We start from the raw sequence: 14,558 nt of genomic DNA on the forward strand, positions 1-14,558 counted from the left end.
CGTCAGCTCTCGGGCCAGGCGTCGGCGATCAGCTTGCGGGTGTCGCCGAGCATCTGCGGCAGCACCTTCACCTGCCCGACGACGGGCATGAAGTTGGTGTCGCCGCCCCAGCGCGGGACGACGTGCTGGTGCAGGTGCGCGGCGATGCCGGCGCCGCCGGCGCTGCCCTGGTTGATGCCGATGTTGAAGCCGTGCGCGCCGGAGGCCGCGCGCAGCGCGGTCATCGCCTGCTTGGTCAGCTCGGCGATCTCGACCGTCTCCTCCAGTGTGAGATCGGTGTAGTCGGCGACGTGCCGGTACGGGACGGCCATCAAGTGGCCGCCGTTGTAGGGGTACTTGTTCAGCACCGCGTAGGCATGCACACCGCGACGGACGATCAGGCCGTCCTCGTCGCTCATCGCCGGGATCGCGCAGAACGGGCAGCCGTCGTCGGGCGCGGGGCCTGTCGGCTTGGACTCGCCCTGGATGTATGCCATCCGGTGCGGGGTCCACAGGCGTCCGAATCCGTCGGGAATGCCCGCTCCGTGCTGCTGCTCCGGCTCCGTCGTCATGCTGATCAGCATAGGCGGAAGGGCGGTCCCACCGGGACCGCCCTCACACCACAAGACAAGGTCACACCTGGCCCCTCAGACCTGGACCCGGCGCTCCACCACGTCGACCAGCTCGGCCAGCGCGTCCGCGCGGCTGATGCCGTTCTTCTGCGAGCCGTCGCGGTAGCGGAAGGAGACCGTGCCGGCCGCCATGTCCTCGTCCCCGACGATGACCATGAAGGGGACCTTGTTCCGCTGCTGGTTGCGGATCTTCTTCTGCATCCGCTCCGAGGAGGCGTCGACGTCGACGCGCAGGCCCTTGGCCTTCGCCTCCTTGGCGAAGTCCTGCAGGTACTCGATATGCGCGTCGCCGATCGGGATGCCGACCGCCTGGACCGGGGCGAGCCACGGCGGCATCGCGCCGGCGTAGTGCTCCAGCATGACCGCGAAGAACCGCTCGATCGAACCGAACAGCGCGCGGTGGATCATCACCGGCCGCTGGCGCGAGCCGTCCGCCGCCGTGTACTGGAGGTCGAAGCGCTCCGGCAGGTTGAAGTCGACCTGGATCGTCGACATCTGCCAAGTGCGGCCGATCGCGTCCTTGACCTGGACGGAGATCTTCGGGCCGTAGAACGCCGCGCCCCCCGGGTCAGGGACCAGCGGGAGATTCTGCTTCTCGGCGGCCTTGCGCAGCGTCTCGGTCGCCTCCTCCCAGACCTCGTCGGAGCCGATGTACTTCTCCGGGTCCTTGGTGGAGAGCTCCAGGTAGAAGTCGGTCAGGCCGTAGTCGCGCAGCAGGTCCAGCACGAAGGTCAGCAGCGAGTCGAGCTCGTCCGCCATCTGCTCCTTGGTGCAGTAGATGTGCGCGTCGTCCTGGGTGAAGCCGCGGGCGCGGGTCAGGCCGTGGACGACACCCGACTTCTCGTACCGGTACACCGTGCCGAACTCGAACAGGCGCAGCGGCAGCTCACGGTAGGAGCGCCCCCGGGCATCGAAGATCAGGTTGTGCATCGGGCAGTTCATGGGCTTGAGGTAGTAGTCCACGCCCTCGTCGAGCTGCATGGGCGGGTACATGCCGTCGGCGTACCAGTCCAGGTGGCCCGACTTCTCGAACAGCGTGCCCTTCGTCGCGTGCGGGCTGTAGACGAACTCGTAGCCCGCCTCCTCGTGCCGCTTACGCGAGTAGTCCTCCATGGCGCGGCGGATGATGCCGCCCTTGGGGTGGAAGACCGCGAGGCCGGAGCCGATCTCCTCGGGGATCGAGAAGAGGTCTAGCTCGGCGCCGAGCTTGCGGTGGTCGCGCTTCTCGGCCTCGACCAGGAAGTCGAGGTACGACTTCAGCTCGTCCTTGGACGGCCAGGCGGTGCCGTAGATGCGCTGCAGCATCGGGTTCTTCTCGCTGCCGCGCCAGTACGCGGCGGCGTTGCGCATCAGCTTGAAGGCCGGGATCAGCCGGGTGCTGGGCAGGTGCGGGCCGCGGCAGAGGTCCTTCCAGCACAGCTCGCCGGTCTTGGCGTCGATGTTGTCGTAGATCGTCAGCTCGCCGCCGCCGACCTCGACGTTCGCGCCGTCCTCGCTGCTGGCCGAGCCCTTGAGGCCGATCAGTTCCAGCTTGTAGGGCTCGCTCGCGAGCTCCTCGCGGGCGGCGTCCTCGGTCACGACGCGGCGCTCGAAGCGCTGTCCGCGCTTCTGGATCTCCTGCATCTTCTTCTCGATGACCTTGAGGTCATCGGGGGTGAACGGCTTCTCGACGTCGAAGTCGTAGTAGAAGCCGTCCTTGATGGGCGGGCCGATGCCGAGCTTCGCGTCGGGGAAGCACTCCTGGACGGCCTGGGCCATCACGTGTGCGGTGGAGTGGCGCAGGATGTTGAGGCCGTCCTCGCTGGTGATCTCCACCGGCTCGACCTCGTCGCCGTCGCGCAGCTCGTAGCTGAGGTCCTTGAGCTCGCCGCCGACCTTGGCGGCGATGACGGCGCGCTCGCCGTCGAAGAGCTGGGCGGCCGTCGTGCCCGTCGTCACCACGCGGTCTTCCCGATCGGGTTCGCGACTGATGACCACACGGACGTCCGACACCGGACTCTCCTGACTCTCGGTTCCTCATGAGGGGCAGCGGGACCGCTGCGATCACGATGGTACCGACCCGGGGACCGCCCTCGCGCAGGCATTACCCCGCGTCGTCGGCTCCGTCGGCCTCGTCCGGTCCGTCCTCGCCCTCCCCCGCGCCCCGGAAGCCGGTAGCGCGCAGCCGCAGCGTCTTGGCGAGGCGGTCGCGGTCGGCGTCGTCCAGCGCCACGACCGAGACCTCCCTGGCCCCGCTGATGCGGCGGAAGCCGCCCTTGCGTTCCAGCAGTCCGCGCAGCCGGACGGGCGTCCCGTCCAGGTGGGCTCCGACGGCGGTGCGGTAGTCGGCGTCGCCGAGGCGGACCCGGACCTCGTCGACCTCGGCGCCGGTGAGGACGCGGAGCCGGACGACGCCCTCGCCGCCGGGCACGGCGCGCTTGAGGCGGATCACGGCGCCGGTCAGCTCGACCTGGACGGCGGGCTCGCTGCGTTCGAGCTGCTCGGCGGCGGCCTCCAGGGCGGGCAGGTCGCCCGGGGAGAACTCGATGAGCAGCCGCCGGTTGCCGAAGCCGTGCGGCACCCCGACCGCGGCGGACCAGTGCAGCGTGACCGTCGCGCCCTCGCTGCCGCGGACCAGTTGCACGACGGCGCTGATCAGCTCGCGGCTGAGGCCGAGCCGCACGCCGTTGTCGAAGGCGTCGGTGCGGCCGGTGGCGCGTTGCAGGTCGACGGCCTCGCGCAGCGCTTCGAGGGCGAGCACCAGCGTGGTGGCGGTGTGGCGGTCGGCGGGCGCGGGGCTGTAGGCGGTGAGCAGCCCGGCGCCGGTGCCGGGCGCGACGACCAGGACACGATCGAGGAAGTCGGCGGCGTAGCCGTCGAGGCGGGCGCCGAAGTACGCGGCCCGTGTCTGGCCGGCCTTGGCGGCGGCGGCGAGCATGGCGCTGGCGGCGGCGCGCAGTTCGGCCTCCGCGCCCCAGGGCACGGCTCCGCCGACGCCGGGCACCTCGCGCCGCCAGTGGATCTCGTCCCCAGGCACGAGCAGGGCCGCGAGGATCGCGCGGGCGGACGGGACGCCGGAGCGGGCGAGGGTGCTCAGCGCCTCGTCGAGCAGCTCGAGACTGTCGTCGAAGGCGCGGTCGGCGGGGACGAGGAGGCTGGTGTCGGGCTCGCGGTCCTCGGGTGGCGCCCAGCGGCTGTAGCGGCCCTGCGCGCCGCCGCGGCGGACCCAGCCGTGGCGGGCGAGCAGGGTGGTGAGCACATCCGGGTCGACCCTGGCCGGGTCGGGCAGCACGACCTCGGCGAGGTGGGGGTCGGCGAGGTGGGGAGCGTGAGAGGGGGGCGCGTCGGGATCAGCGAGAGGCGTGCGGCCGCCTCTCGCGCGCAGGGCTCCGCGTGCGACGGGGGTCACCGCATCTGCCGGGGTGTCACGCCGCCTGGCTGTCACGCCTGCCCTCCCGCGCCGGTGGGGTGCCCGTGATCGAGGTCGATCATGGCCGGTCGCCCGCCCCCACACGCGCCATGATGGCGCACAGGGCGCGGTCATCGAAGACCTGCTGAGTCGGTATCCGGACATTCGTCCGCCGTCGGCCGGTGACGGCGTGCCCTGCCAGATTGACCCAGTAGCAGCAGTGGCGCAGTTCGAGCCGGTCGGGCTGGGCCAGCAGCCACTGGTCGACCTCGCGCGGCACCAGCATGACCACCAGGATCTTGTGCACGGCGACCCGGGGGTGGGCGAGTTTGCGCAGGTGGTTGTTGTCGAGGGTGAAACTGAAGGAGGGTCCGGCCGGGTTCGGCGCGATCTGGTACGTGCACTTCAGCTGGACCTTGATGGTGACCTCGTCGTCCTCCGTGTGCGCGGAACTGCCGTGGCTGAGATGCCAGTCGATCCCGTTGTCGGGGAAGGGTGAGGCCAGCGCGCAGCCTGCGGCGGCCGCCACGGCGTGGAGGTAGCCGACCTGGAGTGTCTCCATGCAGGAGGTGACGGCCAGTTGGCCGCGCAGCGTGTGCCCGTCCGGTGCCACCGGCTCGGGCAGGGAAAAGGCCATCGGTGCCGCTCTCGGGTCAGTGTGACGGACACGCCCGCCCGATCCGGACACCCCGTCAGTTTCGGTCTTTCCATGGCTGGATACGACGAAACAAGCTCGTCGGTTCCATGAGGATTGAATGCGCAAAGTGACCGGGTATCACCCGATCGTGAGCACTGTCGGCATCGGCCGTGGTGAGCGGGGCAGGGAAGCGGAAGGGCGGGAGACGGGGATGACGCTCTGGTACGAGGCGGCGCTCGCCTCCTTCGACACCGAAACGACGGGTGTGGACGTCGAGCGGGACCGGATCGTGACGGCGGCGCTGGTCGTCCAGGAGGCGCCCGGGGGGCCGGTGCTGCGCCGGGACTGGGTCGTGGATCCGGGCCTGCCGATCCCGGCGCAGGCCACCGCGGTGCACGGACTGACCGACGCGTGGGCGCGCGAACACGGCAGCGCCCCCGGCGTCGCGGTGGAGGAGATGGCGCGCGCGCTGGCCGAAAGCGCACGCGCGGGCCGTCCGCTGGTCGTGATGAACGCGCCCTACGACCTCACGCTGCTCGACCGCGAGCTGCGCCGGCACCGTGGCCTGACGCTCGGTCAGTATCTGACCGGCGCACCGCTGCTGGTGCTGGACCCTTGGGTGCTGGACAAGCGCCTGGACCGCTACCGCAAGGGCCGTCGCAACCTGGGCGCACTGTGCGAGTTCTACGGCATCGCACTGACCGAGGCCCACGACGCGGCGGCGGACGCGACGGCCGCGCTGGAGTTGACGCGGGCCATCGGGCGGCGGCACCAGGGGCAGTTGGAGGGGCTGACGGCGGCCGAACTCCATCTGCGCCAGGCGGTTTGGCACGCAGGGCAGGCGCGCGGGCTCGAGCAGTGGTTCAGCAGGAGCGGCGCCCCGGCCCCGGTGGACACGGCCTGGCCGCTGCGACTGCCGCTGGAGCGCGCCGCCTGAACGACCGAAGGCCCCTCGACTGATGGGCCTTCAGATGCTGCACGGGTGGGCGATACTGGGTTCGAACCAGTGACCTCTTCGGTGTGAACGAAGCGCTCTCCCACTGAGCTAATCGCCCGGGCACGGAGAGAACATTAGCACTGCCTGGGGCGATGCCAGAAAACGGATATCGCGATCCGGCCACTCGCCTCGAATGATTCGAACACCAGTGCTAGCTTTGAAGACATGGCAACGGCACTGCTCCTGATCGACGTCCAGCACGACATGCTGCTCACCCCGGCGGTCTCCGCGTCTCTGCGCGCGCTGCTCACCCGGGCGAGAAACGCAGGAGCCCACGTCGTGCACGTGCGCAGCGGCGGTCGGCCACTCCTGTTCGATTCCTGGCCCGGGGAGCCGGTGCTCGACCGCACGGCCGACGACGCCTTCCACGGCACCGGGCTGGCCGAGGCCCTGCCGCCGGGCAGCCGGCTCGCCGTCGCCGGCGTCTGGAGTGAGCACGCCGTCTCGGCCACGACGCTGGAAGCGCTGGCGCGCGGGTACCGGGTGGTACTGGCCTCGGGGGCGCACGAGGGCTTCTCGCCGGAGGCGGCGGCAGAGGTCGAACACGCGCTGGCGGCGGCCGGCGCGGTGATCGCCCACGCGGACGCGGTGCCCTTCACCTGATCGGCCGCAGTCGCCCCCCGGTCCAGACACGCCGAAGGCCCGCAGGTCGTTGACCTGCGGGCCTTACGTCACGGGTGGGCGATACTGGGTTCGAACCAGTGACCTCTTCGGTGTGAACGAAGCGCTCTCCCACTGAGCTAATCGCCCGGCGCAGGGAAAACACTACCGCATGCCGACGGGTGCTCCGGCACACCTTCAGGCCCGCGCCGGGCCTGACCGGATCGCGGCCGAACGGCGGTCGGATCGCCGTCGGACGGCCGTCGGATGGCTGGCCGATCGCTGGCGGAACGTGACCGGGAGTGGCCGAAAGAAGCCCCTGAGCGATCAATTTGGGGGCTGATTTCTCCGGATTCTGTGACGTATGTGACTGCTGTGGCTACTGCGCCATATGGGGTACCAGCGCCGCACTAATCCGGACAGAGGGGTTTACACCGGGCCCAAGGGTGGGATGGTCCGTTCGCCGACGTGCGATCCCCGAGCGCACACTGAGCGAAAGGCCTTGGCGCTTATGAACACCACGGTCAGCTGCGAGCTGCACCTGCGCCTCATCGTGTCGAGCGAGTCTTCCCTCCCCGTTCCGGCGGGGCTGCGCTACGACACGGCCGACCCCTATGCCGTGCACGCCACCTTCCACACGGGCGCCGACGAGACCGTCGACTGGGTGTTCGCCCGCGACCTCCTCGCGGAGGGGCTGCACCGGCCGACCGGGACCGGCGATGTCCGTGTCTGGCCCTCACGTAGCCACGGACAAGGAGTCGTCTGCATCGCCCTGAGCTCTCCTGAAGGAGAAGCCCTGTTGGAGGCCCCGGCGCGCGCGCTGGAGTCCTTCCTCAAGCGCACCGATGCCGCGGTCCCCCCGGGGACCGAGCACCGTCACTTCGACCTGGACAGGGAGCTGAGCCACATCCTGGCCGAGAGCTGAGGCCGCGGGCGCTCGCAGTCGGAGCGTCCGACAACCGTCCTATCGCAGTCACTCATGCGCAGGCGTGCTACTCGGGGGCACGCGGCGCAGCACGGCACGCCGCCGCGACCGATCCGGTCGCGGCGGCGTCGTCATGCGGGGCGTCGACCGTCGCGGCGCGTCGACCGAGCGGATGCCGGTCCCGGCACGTATCGGCGTGGACATGCACGGTGGCGGGTTCCGACCGGTAGAGTCTCGCCAACCAGTCGGGCCACGGAGAGCCAGGAGCCCCGCCGTGCTGATCACCCACGACACCGAGTGCGCACTCGACGTGCTGGTGGAACTGCTGAACACCGCACCGGAAGCCGGCGGCCAGGAAGGCCTGCCGGACCTCGCCGCGCTGCGCGGCTTCGTCGTCCGCCGCGAGCTGAGCGACATCGGGCCGCTCACGCCGACCGACCTCGAGGGCGTGCGGCGGCTGCGTCGGCGCTTCTGGGAGGTGCTGGGCGCGGGCACCACTCGCGAGGCCGCCGAACTGCTCAACGCGATGATCGCGCGGGCCGGCACCACCCCCAGACTCACCGACCACGACGGTCACGACTGGCACGTCCACTACTTCGCCCCCGGCGCCGCCCTCGCGGACCGGCTGGCGGCGGAGTCCGGCATCGCCCTGTCGATGGTCATCGTCGCGGGCGAACGCGACCGGCTGCGCCGCTGCGAGGCCCCGGACTGCGTCCGCGTCTTCGTCGACCTCTCCCGCAACCGCTCCCGCCGCTACTGCAACAGCCGCACCTGCGGCAACCGGCTCCATGTCGCCGCTTACCGGGCGCGCCAGCGCGTCGCTCCCCCGGCGGAGGCCCAGCGCGGCGGCGTCGGCGTGGGGTTGTGAGCCCCAAGGCCCCTGCCTTGATCCCTCCCGCTGCCTCCGCAGCCGAGTCGGTGCGGCCGTTGGAGCTCTTCTTCGACCTGGTCTTCGTCTTCACCATCACCCAGATCGCCTCCGTCCTGGTGGCCCGCCCCGACCTCGGTGGACTCGGCCGGTCGGCGCTGCTGCTGACCATCACCTGGTGGATGTACGGGGGCTACGCCTGGCTGACCAACGCGCTCGACCTCGACCGGACGGGACCACGCCTGCTGCTGCTCGCCGGGACGGCAGGGTTCTTCGTCATGTCGCTGGCGGTGCCACGCGCCGTGGGGCCGGGGCCGTGGGGGCTGGTCTTCGGTGCCGCCTACCTGTTCGTGGTGATCGTGCACACCGTCGGCTTCCTGGGCACGTCCGGGCATCGCGGGATCACCAGGATCGGCCCGTTCAACCTGGTCAGCGCACTGGTCGTGCTCGCGGCGGGGGTGGTTCCCGCGCAGCACCGGGCGTGGGTGTGGGCGCTGGCCTGCGTGATCGAGTGGGTCACGCCCTTCGTGACCGGCGCGGGCGGCTTCAGCGTCGGCGTCGGACACTTCGTCGAGCGGCACGGACTCGCGGTGATCATCGTGCTCGGCGAGTCGATCACCGAGGTCGGCTCGGCCGCGACGCACCAGAACGACCTGACGACCGTTCTGCTCGGCTCCCTGCTCGCGCTCGCCTCGAGCGCGGCCATGTGGTGGCTCTACTTCGACCGCGAGGAACGCGACAGCGCCGCCCTGCTCGAACGCGTCCCTGAGGAACTCCGGCCACGGGCGGCGGTCTACTCGTTCGGCTACGCCTATCTGGCACTGGTCTTCGGCATCGCGGTCTCCGCGGTCGGGATGCAGGAGGCGATCGACTCCTTCGCCCATCCGCTGCACGGGCTGCCTTCGGTGCTGCTTCCGCTGGGCGTCGTGCTCTTCCTGGTGGGCCTGGCCTGCTTCCACCGTGTGCTGGCGGGCAACTGGCCGGCGGCCCGGCTGGTCACGGCGGTGGCGGTCGCCGCGGTGGGCGTCGCCGCGCTGCGCTGGGCCGGCGGCGGAGTGGCGCTGGGTGTGACGGCGGCGGTGCTGATCGCGCTGGTCGCCTGGGAGCAGACCGCAGCGATGCGGACCGGTCCGCGTCCCACGGCTCCGACCCGGGCCTGAATCCCTGCTGCGCCCGGATCCAGGCGGACGTTGCCGATCGAACCCCATCCGACCGGGCAGACGGCGCAGCGGTCAGATTCCGCGCTTCTTCAAGATCTGCTCGATGTCCGAGAAGTCGCCGAGGTCGGCTGCCGCGCCCGCCTTGCCGGTCGTCGGCTCGGCCTTGGCCGGGAGCGCTGGGCCGGTGGACCGGCTCGGCGCCGCTGCGGGCGTGGGGCGGGACGGGACCTCGGTCCGGCTCTGCCGCTTCCCGCGTCGCAGGCCCGTCGCGAAGAGGATCAGGAACGCGGCACCGAGCATCGCGAGGCCAACCCAGACGCGCGGATCGAACACGAGATGCGTGGCCCACCGGGCGAGCGTGCTGCCGATGGTGCGAAAGACCGTGATCAGACCGGTCAGGTAGAGGCCGGTCGGCACGAGAGCGACGGCCAGCCAGCGCAGACCCGCCCGGACCCGGCCGCGCACGGCGGTGAGCACGGCGATCACGACGCCGAGGGCCGAGAGTGCCATGCAGATGATCGCTGTCATGATCGGGCTCTCCTTCTGCTGCTTCGCTGCACATACATTCTGCCCACAATGGGAGACTTGCGAGCATGACCGAAAGTTCCGCCCATCAGTCCGTCGAGTTCTGGTGCGACCTGCAGTCCCCCGACTGCACCGCCGCCCTCGACGACGTCCGCGCGCTGCGTGCCGCCCACGGCGAGAGCGTGGAGATCGCGCTGCGCCACTTCCCGCTGGAGAAGCACAAGTTCGCCTTTCAGGCCGCCGAGGCGGCGGAGGAGGCCTTCGTCCAGGGAGAGGGGTGGCCCTTCGTGGAGGCGCTGCTGGCCCGGACCGAGGAACTGGCGAGCGGCGGCACGACGTTTCTGGCCAAGCTCGCGAAGGAGCTGGGCCTGGACGCCGAGGAACTGGACACCGCGCTGATCGACGGCCGCCACAGCTTCACCGTCGAGGCGGACCACGCCGAAGGCAAGGCCATCGGCGTCAAGGGCACGCCGACGTATGTCGTGGCGGGCAAGCTGCTGGACGGCTCGAAGAGCCAGGACGGGCTGCGGGCCCGCGTCGAAGCGCTACTGACCGCCTGAGCGGCGACGTCTCCACCCGCTCAGAGCGACTTGGCCAGGGACCAGCGGTAGGTGCGATAGCCGAGCGACTCGTAAAGGCGCTCGGCCGCCACATTGCCCGCATGGACGTTGAGGCCGAGCCGAGGCCGACCGGCCTCGATGGCGACACCTTCGGCGACGAGCATCAGCGTGCGCCCGTGCCCGCGGCCACGACAGGCCTCCTCGACCTGTACGTCGAAGACCCAGGCCGGGGAATCGAGCCGAGCGAGCGGCTCCGGCGAGTTGAGGGTCTCGACCCAGACGGTGCCGACGGCCTCGCCCGCCACCACCAGGTGCGTCACCGAGATCCCTGGAGTGTCCAGGCCCCGCTCGGCGATGCCGGCGTGGTCGGCCGCGGATTTGGCCGCGGCCTGCTCGGAGGTCAGGCCGGAACGCTCGACCAGCAGCCGGGCGTAGCCCGCGGCCTCTCGCTCCAGCCAGGCGGGAAACTCGGCGGCGGTCATCGGGCGGGTCTCGGCTCCCGCCGGCAGGGCGGGCGGGGTGGTCGGCAGCTCCTTGACCATGTTGCGCGCCTCGAGGGAGTACCCCAGGGACTCGGCCCAGCGCAGGAGCCGCAGCGGGGACGAGCCGGCCCGGTCGCCGCCGAGGTCGTCGAGAATGTCGGTCCTGGTGCTGGTGCAGCCCCAGACCCGCAGCAGCTCCTCGGCGGCCAGGACCGCCGTCGTGCCGCGCCCGCGACCACGTCCCTCCTCCGCCACGAACAGGTCGGCGACGAGCCCGCTGCCGTCACCGAAGGCTTTGACCCGCACGCCGCCGACCTCGCGTCCGTTGACGCAGATCGCGAAGGTCCGCGCCCGCCCGCCCCGCTCGTCGGTGTGCTCCGGGCCGCTCGGGCGCAGGGTCGTCGTCATGACGTGACTCCTCATGGGGTTCGGAACTGGACCGGGCCTCAGGGCGGTGAACAGGGCCGGAACGGACCGGAATCCGTGCCGGGAGTCGACTGTCGGAGCGGGCTCACGGCTCCAGGTCGGCGGCGGCGTACTGGGTGAAGGTCTCCATGACCTTCTGCGTCACCGGGCCCGGCGCGTCTGGGAGTTCGCGCTGGTCGACCCGGGAGACGCCCTGCACGTCGCGCAGGGTACCGGTGAGGAAGACCTCCTCCGCCTCCTCCAGCACGGAGTAGGGCAGGTCCGCCTCCTCGGCGTCGGTCCACTGCAGTACCAGGGCGCGGGTGACCCCGGCCAGGCAGCCGGAGGTGAGCGGCGGGGTGAGCAGCCGGCCGCCGAGAACGACGAAGACGTTCGAGCCGGTGCCCTCGCAGAGCTGGCCGGCGGTGTTGGCGAGCAGTGCCTCGCTCGCGCCGTACTCGTGGGCGCGGGCGAGGGCGATGACGTTCTCGGCGTAGGAGGTGGTCTTCAGGCCCGCCGTCGCGCCGTGCTCGTTACGCGTCCACGGGACGGTGACCACGGCGGAGGCATCGGGGCGGCGGGCGACCTCGCCGAGGGCGACGATCAGCGTCGGGCCCGCGTCGCCGCGGTCGGAGCCGAGTGGGGCGACCCCGCCGGTGAAGGTGATCCGCAGGCGGCCCAGCGCGACGGGGTTGGCCGCCAGCACGGCCGCGCAGGCGCGCTCGACCTCGGCGCGGTCGGGCGCCGGCAGGCCCATTCCTCGGGCGGAGCGCTCCAGGCGGTCGAGGTGGCGTCGGAGCGCGAAGGGGCGGCCTTCAACGGCCTTGACCGTCTCGAACACGCCGTCGCCGACGGTCATGCCGTGGTCGAGGACAGAGACGGTGGCCTCCGAGGCGTCGCTCAGTTCGCCGTTGACCCAGATCCGCACGGTGGTGCTCCTCAGTTCTCGTCCCTTGCGCTGCCCGCTCGAAAGATCGTAGGCCCTGTCCGCGCTACGGCTACGGCTACGGCTACGGCTCGGACTGCTGCTCGGCGACTCCCGGTTCCGACGCCACCGCGAGCAGGCGGGCCGCCTTGAGCTCCGTCTCGTCCCATTCGCGGTCCGGGTCGGACCCCCAGGTGATGCCGGCGCCGGTGCCGAAACGGACGACGGGGGCGGCCGGGTCGGCGCGGTCCACCCAGAAGGTGCGGATGCCGACCGCGAGCTCACCCACGCCGCGGTCCGCGTCGACCCAGCCGACGGCGCCGCAGTAGGGGCCGCGCGGGGCGGTCTCCAGGGCTTCGATGATCCGCAGTGCACTGCTCTTGGGCGCGCCGGTGACCGAGCCGGGCGGAAAGGTCGCGTCGAACAGCGCAGGCCAGCCGGCGTCGGGGCGGAGCCGGCCCTCGACGGTGGAGACCAGGTGCACCAGGCCGGGGTGCTTCTCCACCGCGCAGAGTTCGGGGACGGTGATGCTGCCGGTGGCGCAGACGCGGCCCAGGTCGTTGCGGACCAGGTCGACGATCATGACGTTCTCGGCCCAGTCCTTCTCCAGCAGGTCGCCCTCGGTGCGGCCGGTGCCCTTGATCGGGCCGGAGCGGACGGTGTCGCCGTCGCGCCGCAGGAAGAGCTCGGGCGAGGCGGTGGCCACCTCGACGCCGTGTTCCGGCAGCCGCACCGTGCCGGCGTAGGGGGCCGGGTTGCCGCGGGCCAGACGTGCCGTCAGTGCGTCGACGTCGGCGCGGGCGGGGTCGGGGAGCGGCGCGCTCAGGACCCGACAGAGGTTGGCCTGGTAGACGTCGCCGGCGGCGATGTGTTCGCGGATGTTGCGGACCCCGGCGATGTAGGCGTCGCGGTCGAGCGAGCTGCGCCAGGCACCCCGCTCCGGCCCGAGCCAGCCGGAGGCCGCTGTAGCCCGGGGGACGGTCTCCTCGACGCGTATGTCGGCGAAGCGAGCACAGGTGATCCGGCCTTCGAAATCCGCCACCACAGCCCAGAATCCCGAGCCTTCCAGCACGGCCGGATCGTGGCTGACCTCGCACAACCCGGTGGCGACGCGACCTGCGAAACGGGCCATGGGGACGGACGTTGGCAGCGACTGGATCACGGTGCGCTCTGACTCCTGTGGGATTACTGCGGTGGCCGAAGTCTAGGTCTCCGCAGGCCGGAGCGCTTGTGCTCGGGGTCGGTGCTGCGGCATGCAGGGGATACGGAATTTGAGCTCGGCCCGGAATCCGCTAGAGTTCAACACGTCGCCAGGACGCGGACCGCAAAAAGTAAGCGGGAAGCCGATCGGAGATCACGCGGACGTGGCTCAGTTGGTAGAGCATCACCTTGCCAAGGTGAGGGTCGCGGGTTCGAATCCCGTCGTCCGCTCGAAAGAGGACCGCATGTCGGTCCTTTCTCACTCGGTGGAGTGGCCGAGAGGCGAGGCAACGGCCTGCAAAGCCGTGTACACGGGTTCAAATCCCGTCTCCACCTCCATGCGCGATTAGCTCAGCGGGAGAGCGCTTCCCTGACACGGAAGAGGTCACTGGTTCAATCCCAGTATCGCGCACTGGACCCCTAGGGGTCCGTGCACAGCAGGACAGAGGCATCGCAGTACAGAGCAGTACCACCCGCGCGATTAGCTCAGCGGGAGAGCGCTTCCCTGACACGGAAGAGGTCACTGGTTCAATCCCAGTATCGCGCACTGGCCCTTAGGGGCCTTCGCAGGACCCACCCGCGCGATTAGCTCAGCGGGAGAGCGCTTCCCTGACACGGAAGAGGTCACTGGTTCAATCCCAGTATCGCGCACCATCAAGAGGCCGTCGGCGGATCATCCCGCCGACGGCCTCTTGCTTTCCCCCCGTGCCCCCGTGATGTGCGCGGATGCCGTGCCCGGACTGCCCTCACCGACAGCCCGGACACGGCATCCGCCGTCTCTGGTGTGTGACCCTGCGGTCTCAGTGGCCCATGAGCTGGACCATCGTGTTCGCCTGCATGGCGAACTGGTGCCAGCCGCCGAACGCGTACGCGAGCAGCGCCGCGACAGGCAGCGCGATGGCCAGCGCCACGAACGGGTTCCTGGTGCCCTCCGTGGTCGTCCGACGCCGACGCGCCGGGCCCTCTGTCTGCATAGCCATCGCCAACTCCCCCGTCCGCCTCTTCGTCGTCAACGTCTTCTCCACTCCCGTCATGGCCACGGCCATGGTCGCGGCAGGCGGAGATCCTCGGGGGACGAGCGTCCCGCCCACCGCGCACAACAACCGTATGACGCGACGCATTCCCGGTCGTCATGCCAGCGCACGGTCCTCACGGCATCCCGGAGGAGGAGTATCCGACTCGGGGAGTACTACCGGAGGTGGACCCCGCCCCCCTCCTCCTCTCAGGGTGAACCCTGAGGCCAGTTCCTCGAAGCCGCCTCGAACCGCCATCGCG

General features: G+C 70.7%; 15 protein-coding genes and 7 tRNA genes. 11 read left to right on the forward strand and 11 right to left on the reverse strand.

Features of this window, described 5'->3' with window-relative positions:
* Positions 1-2 precede the first annotated feature (2 nt).
* From ABIA32_RS23760 to ABIA32_RS23775, 4 genes are all read right to left on the reverse strand, one after another.
* Positions 3-563, reverse strand: coding sequence for an HIT domain-containing protein (locus ABIA32_RS23760; protein WP_370098975.1), 561 nt, complete (start codon positions 561-563; stop codon positions 3-5).
* A 63-nt stretch (positions 564-626) separates the two neighbouring features.
* Positions 627-2,603, reverse strand: a complete 1,977-nt coding sequence (gene thrS, locus ABIA32_RS23765) for a threonine--tRNA ligase (RefSeq protein ID WP_370098978.1) — start codon at positions 2,601-2,603, stop codon at positions 627-629.
* A gap of 91 nt (positions 2,604-2,694) precedes the next feature.
* Positions 2,695-4,035, reverse strand: coding sequence for a hypothetical protein (locus ABIA32_RS23770; protein WP_370098981.1), 1,341 nt, complete (start codon positions 4,033-4,035; stop codon positions 2,695-2,697).
* Positions 4,036-4,078: 43 nt separating this feature from the next.
* Complete coding sequence (locus ABIA32_RS23775; protein ID WP_370098984.1) at positions 4,079-4,636, reverse strand: DUF4365 domain-containing protein; 558 nt, start codon at positions 4,634-4,636, stop codon at positions 4,079-4,081.
* A 211-nt stretch (positions 4,637-4,847) separates the two neighbouring features.
* On the opposite strand from ABIA32_RS23775, the gene ABIA32_RS23780 reads away from it, so the two are divergent.
* Entirely contained in the window at positions 4,848-5,573 is a 726-nt protein-coding gene (locus ABIA32_RS23780) for an exonuclease domain-containing protein (protein WP_370099104.1), read from the forward strand.
* A gap of 46 nt (positions 5,574-5,619) precedes the next feature.
* Here ABIA32_RS23780 and ABIA32_RS23785 read toward each other — a convergent pair.
* Positions 5,620-5,691, reverse strand: a tRNA-Val gene (locus tag ABIA32_RS23785).
* Between the two features lie 107 nt (positions 5,692-5,798).
* On the opposite strand from ABIA32_RS23785, the gene ABIA32_RS23790 reads away from it, so the two are divergent.
* On the forward strand, positions 5,799-6,236 hold the full coding sequence (locus ABIA32_RS23790) for a cysteine hydrolase family protein (protein ID WP_370098986.1): 438 nt from the start codon (positions 5,799-5,801) through the stop codon (positions 6,234-6,236).
* Between the two features lie 75 nt (positions 6,237-6,311).
* Here ABIA32_RS23790 and ABIA32_RS23795 read toward each other — a convergent pair.
* Positions 6,312-6,383, reverse strand: a tRNA-Val gene (locus ABIA32_RS23795).
* A 361-nt stretch (positions 6,384-6,744) separates the two neighbouring features.
* On the opposite strand from ABIA32_RS23795, the gene ABIA32_RS23800 reads away from it, so the two are divergent.
* The 3 genes from ABIA32_RS23800 to ABIA32_RS23810 all read left to right on the forward strand — a co-directional run bounded on the left by ABIA32_RS23800 (position 6,745) and on the right by ABIA32_RS23810 (position 9,186).
* Positions 6,745-7,158: an SsgA family sporulation/cell division regulator gene (locus ABIA32_RS23800; RefSeq protein WP_034091203.1), complete on the forward strand. Its 414-nt coding sequence runs from the start codon at positions 6,745-6,747 to the stop codon at positions 7,156-7,158.
* Between the two features lie 274 nt (positions 7,159-7,432).
* A complete protein-coding gene (locus ABIA32_RS23805) occupies positions 7,433-8,026 on the forward strand; it encodes a CGNR zinc finger domain-containing protein (protein ID WP_370098989.1) in 594 nt (197 codons plus the stop codon).
* 17 nt (positions 8,027-8,043) lie between these two features.
* Entirely contained in the window at positions 8,044-9,186 is a 1,143-nt protein-coding gene (locus ABIA32_RS23810) for a low temperature requirement protein A (RefSeq protein ID WP_370098992.1), read from the forward strand.
* 72 nt (positions 9,187-9,258) lie between these two features.
* Here the strand turns inward: ABIA32_RS23810 and ABIA32_RS23815 are convergent, their stop codons facing one another.
* On the reverse strand, positions 9,259-9,714 hold the full coding sequence (locus tag ABIA32_RS23815; protein WP_370098994.1) for a hypothetical protein: 456 nt from the start codon (positions 9,712-9,714) through the stop codon (positions 9,259-9,261).
* Positions 9,715-9,779: 65 nt separating this feature from the next.
* On the opposite strand from ABIA32_RS23815, the gene ABIA32_RS23820 reads away from it, so the two are divergent.
* Positions 9,780-10,271: a DsbA family protein gene (locus tag ABIA32_RS23820; protein WP_370098996.1), complete on the forward strand. Its 492-nt coding sequence runs from the start codon at positions 9,780-9,782 to the stop codon at positions 10,269-10,271.
* Between the two features lie 20 nt (positions 10,272-10,291).
* On the opposite strand, the gene ABIA32_RS23825 is transcribed toward ABIA32_RS23820, so the two are convergent.
* The 3 genes from ABIA32_RS23825 to ABIA32_RS23835 form a co-directional block, all read right to left on the reverse strand.
* A complete protein-coding gene (locus ABIA32_RS23825; RefSeq protein ID WP_370098998.1) occupies positions 10,292-11,161 on the reverse strand; it encodes a GNAT family N-acetyltransferase in 870 nt (289 codons plus the stop codon).
* Between the two features lie 103 nt (positions 11,162-11,264).
* Complete coding sequence (locus ABIA32_RS23830) at positions 11,265-12,086, reverse strand: aminotransferase class IV (protein ID WP_370099000.1); 822 nt, start codon at positions 12,084-12,086, stop codon at positions 11,265-11,267.
* Between the two features lie 82 nt (positions 12,087-12,168).
* Positions 12,169-13,215, reverse strand: coding sequence for a chorismate-binding protein (locus ABIA32_RS23835; RefSeq protein WP_370099003.1), 1,047 nt, complete (start codon positions 13,213-13,215; stop codon positions 12,169-12,171).
* 226 nt (positions 13,216-13,441) lie between these two features.
* Between ABIA32_RS23835 and ABIA32_RS23840 the strand changes: the two genes are divergently transcribed.
* From ABIA32_RS23840 to ABIA32_RS23860, 5 genes are all read left to right on the forward strand, one after another.
* Positions 13,442-13,514, forward strand: a tRNA-Gly gene (locus ABIA32_RS23840).
* 34 nt (positions 13,515-13,548) lie between these two features.
* A tRNA-Cys gene (locus tag ABIA32_RS23845) sits at positions 13,549-13,622 on the forward strand.
* Position 13,623: 1 nt separating this feature from the next.
* A tRNA-Val gene (locus ABIA32_RS23850) sits at positions 13,624-13,695 on the forward strand.
* A 63-nt stretch (positions 13,696-13,758) separates the two neighbouring features.
* Positions 13,759-13,830: transfer RNA gene (locus ABIA32_RS23855), tRNA-Val, on the forward strand.
* A 32-nt stretch (positions 13,831-13,862) separates the two neighbouring features.
* Positions 13,863-13,937, forward strand: a tRNA-Val gene (locus tag ABIA32_RS23860).
* A gap of 146 nt (positions 13,938-14,083) precedes the next feature.
* On the opposite strand, the gene ABIA32_RS23865 is transcribed toward ABIA32_RS23860, so the two are convergent.
* Complete coding sequence (locus tag ABIA32_RS23865) at positions 14,084-14,263, reverse strand: hypothetical protein (RefSeq protein ID WP_370099006.1); 180 nt, start codon at positions 14,261-14,263, stop codon at positions 14,084-14,086.
* Positions 14,264-14,558: the final 295 nt, after the last annotated feature.

Source organism: Streptacidiphilus sp. MAP12-20 (assembly GCF_041262525.1).
Classification (GTDB): Bacteria; Actinomycetota; Actinomycetes; order Streptomycetales; family Streptomycetaceae; genus Streptacidiphilus.